The organism is Pantoea sp. Taur, from assembly GCF_009830025.1.
GTDB classification, from domain to species: Bacteria; Pseudomonadota; Gammaproteobacteria; order Enterobacterales; family Enterobacteriaceae; genus Pantoea; species Pantoea communis.
The window spans coordinates 1-1,116 of record NZ_SZZZ01000060.1 but is presented as its reverse complement, the minus strand read 5'-3'; the positions used below and the strand labels follow the sequence as shown (position 1 = coordinate 1,116).

The following is a 1,116-nucleotide window of genomic DNA, read 5'->3' as shown; positions in this document are numbered from 1 at the left end:
GGTTTAACAGACACCTCTGAGTCATTTAAGATGACTTAAAGAGAGGTGCCCATGAGCGGTAAGCGTTATCCTGCAGAGTTTAAAATTGAAGCAGTCAAACAGGTTGTTGAGCGTGGTCATTCTGTTTCCAGCGTTGCAACACGTCTCGATTTCACCACCCACAGCCTTTACGCCTGGATGAAGAAGTACGGTCCGGATTCTCCCACTCATAATGCACAGTCAGATGTTCAGGCTGAGATCCGCCGTCTCCAGAAAGAACTGAAGCGGGTTACCGACGAACGGGACATATTAAAAAAAGCCGCGGCGTGCTTCGCAAAGCTGTCCGACTGAGGTACGCCTTTATCCGCGACAACAGCCGTTGCTGGCCTGTTCGATTGCTCTGTCGGATTCTGGATGTTCATCCGAGTGGATTTTATTTCTGGCTTCAACAGCCACATTCGCAGCGTCACCAGGCAGACCAGATGCTGACCGGGCAGATCAAGCAGTTCTGGCTTGAGTCTGGCTGCGTCTATGGTTATCGCAAGATCCATCTCGATCTGCGTGATACTGGGCAGCAGTGTGGAGTGAACCGGGTCTGGCGGCTCATGAGGCGTGCAGGAATAAAAGCTCAGGTTGGGTACCGTAGCCCACGGGTAAGTAAAGGCAAAGCCAGCATCGTAGCACCCAACAGGCTCCAGCGGCAGTTCAATCCAGACTCACCGAATGAGCGTTGGGTGACGGACATAACCTACATCCGAACCCACGAAGGCTGGCTGTATCTGGCCGTGGTGGTTGACCTGTTCTCCCGAAAAGTTATCGGTTGGTCAATGCAACCTCGTATGACAAAAGAGATTGTCCTGAACGTATTACTAATGGCGGTGTGGAGGCGTAATCCCCAAAAACAGGTACTGGTTCACTCTGATCAGGGCAGTCAATACACGAGCCATGAGTGGCAGTCGTTCCTGAAATCACACGGTCTGGAAGGTAGCATGAGTCGTCGTGGTAACTGCCATGACAACGCGGTTGCGGAAAGCTTTTTCCAGCTACTGAAACGCGAACGGATTAAGAAAAAGATCTACGGAACGAGAGACGAAGCCAGAAGCGATATTTTTGATTACATCGAAATGTTTTATAACA

Annotated in this window: 1 protein-coding gene; it reads left to right on the top strand. The window is 50.6% G+C overall.

Annotated features, from left to right (window positions below; genetic code table 11):
- Positions 1-51 precede the first annotated feature (51 nt).
- Positions 52-1,116 (top strand): IS3 family transposase gene (locus tag FD744_RS25210; RefSeq protein ID WP_160870034.1). Its coding sequence is split into 2 segments (ribosomal slippage), with 1,066 coding nucleotides annotated over them: positions 52-289 and positions 289-1,116; the frame shifts between segments, so codons are not numbered across the junction. This gene is flagged as partial in the annotation.